Below are 1,928 nucleotides of genomic sequence, written 5' to 3' on the forward strand. Positions count from 1 at the left end.
TACAGTACTACTGTATAAAAAGTGGGAGATGAAGCAAAAGGACATGTAGAAGAGTTAAATATAATTTTTAAAAAAGGTAAGTTCAAATGAATTGAACTTACCTTTTTGTATGTATTACCAATATAGAGCAGTATCATAAAGTCCGATTAAAATAAGGAGAACACCGGCTATACGTTGAATGTTTTTTCCTATTTTTCGGCTCTTTTTAAGTAGTGCCCCATTTAATCCTAGATAGGAGATGATGGACATTAATACGACGATAGGCAGAGCAGTTCCTATCGAAAAGAATGTAGGAAACAAGTACCCGTAATTATAGGGTAAAGATAAAGGGAGTAACGTTCCGAAAAATAGCACAAACATAGTCGGACAGAAAGCTAAAGAAAAGAAAAAACCAAGTAAAAATGAGCTGACTTCATTTTGTTTTCGAATAAATTTAATAGGGAAAAGGGTAGAGAAGAAATTTCTTCCTCTTATAATATCTGATAATATTAGACCTAGTATTATTAATAAAGGTCCGATCAGTTTGCGTAACCATGGGAAATACAAAGTTAATGTTTGTTGAATTTCTTTTCCTAATAACCAGACTAAAAGTCCAAGTGTCGTAAAAGCTATTACTTTTCCTAAAATGAATAACAGTATATGTTTCCAGGTATGTCCCTTTTGTAAAGATTGATTTCCATAAAGTGTAATAGCGCTAATGTTTCCTGTTAATTGGCAAGGAGCAAGTGTACCTACAATGCCTAATAAAAACGCAAATAAAAGAGGTACTGATTTCGTAGCATTCGCGACATCTATTAAAGGAGACATGAGTTGATAGCTCCATTCACTAATTATTGAAAACACGTTATATTCACCCTTCTAATTAATTTGGAATGTTCCTTCTTTAGTAAGCTGCTTCCATGTTTTACCCTCATCCGTAGAAAGGAACACATTTGCTTTCATTGTAGCAAATACAATTTCAGCTGAATTTTGAGGGTTTTGTGATATATACATAATTGTATCTTTAGGATCTAAAGGTGGAATTTGTATGTTTGTCTCCTCATTTGTAGCAATTGATTTCTTCGTTACGATTTGCTTATTGATAGGCGCGTAAATAACATCTTCATTACTTAATGTAATTGCGGTCGATTCAAGTGATTTAGCGAATATTTCAAACGTATTTCCGTAATCTGTAGATAAGTAAACACCGTCTTTGGCACTTACTGCGACTACACTAGATTGATTCGGATGTACGGAAAAGGAATGAATCGTACTTGAAAGACCTTTTAACTTACTATTTTCCCAATCTTGTCCGTTGTTCGTACTGAAATAAAAACCTTGTTGTAATTTAGAATTTGGACGCTCATTGTATAAATAAATTGCTTCTGTATTATATCCGACAGCAAGGTTATGAAAATCAGATTCTCCGTAAAACGCTAGCTTTTCAAGTGTATTACCGCCATCAGAACTTTTCATTAATCCTAAAGGATTTTTTAAATCTGCTCCTGGTTCAGGATGACCGCTGGCAAAGAACCCGTTCTTCGTTGCCTGAAACCCCATATAATCATGTAATCCAGTCTTAGTTTCAAGCCATTTTCCATCTTGATAAACTTTTATCCCGCTATGAGTGGCGATAGAAACCCCAGATATATTTCCTGCATAGCCAATTCCGTGAATGTGCTCGATTTTTCCAGATGTAATTTCTTTATAGAAGTCTTGCGGACTCGTATTTGCTGTTTCTATATTTTTTGACTCAGATTGCACCGTTTCTTTCTTCACGGGTGCTGTTTCGGTGTTGCTAGAACATCCAGTAATTATGAATAAGGAAGTAATTGCTAACCCTGTTGCTACATAATGTTTCAAAGTTGTGGCTCCTTTCCTATATATGAGATTTTAAGTATATGGAATAAATGTCAAGAAATTGTGGAGTGGTATGCATAATGTAGATT

The 1,928-nt window shown here is 34.4% G+C and carries 2 protein-coding genes; both read right to left on the reverse strand.

Translation table 11 applies throughout. The features are described 5' to 3' along the window. Positions 1 to 114: 114 nt before the first annotated feature. Entirely contained in the window at positions 115 to 843 is a 729-nt protein-coding gene (locus ABWK52_RS22270) for an urease accessory protein UreH domain-containing protein (protein ID WP_238601948.1), read from the reverse strand. Positions 844 to 858: 15 nt separating this feature from the next. After that, positions 859 to 1,842: a F510_1955 family glycosylhydrolase gene (locus ABWK52_RS22275; protein ID WP_061654543.1), complete on the reverse strand. Its 984-nt coding sequence runs from the start codon at positions 1,840 to 1,842 to the stop codon at positions 859 to 861. Positions 1,843 to 1,928: the final 86 nt, after the last annotated feature.

The sequence above is a fragment of the Bacillus sp. AP50 genome (assembly GCF_040492675.1).
In the GTDB taxonomy this organism is placed as follows: domain Bacteria; phylum Bacillota; class Bacilli; order Bacillales; family Bacillaceae_G; genus Bacillus_A; species Bacillus_A cereus.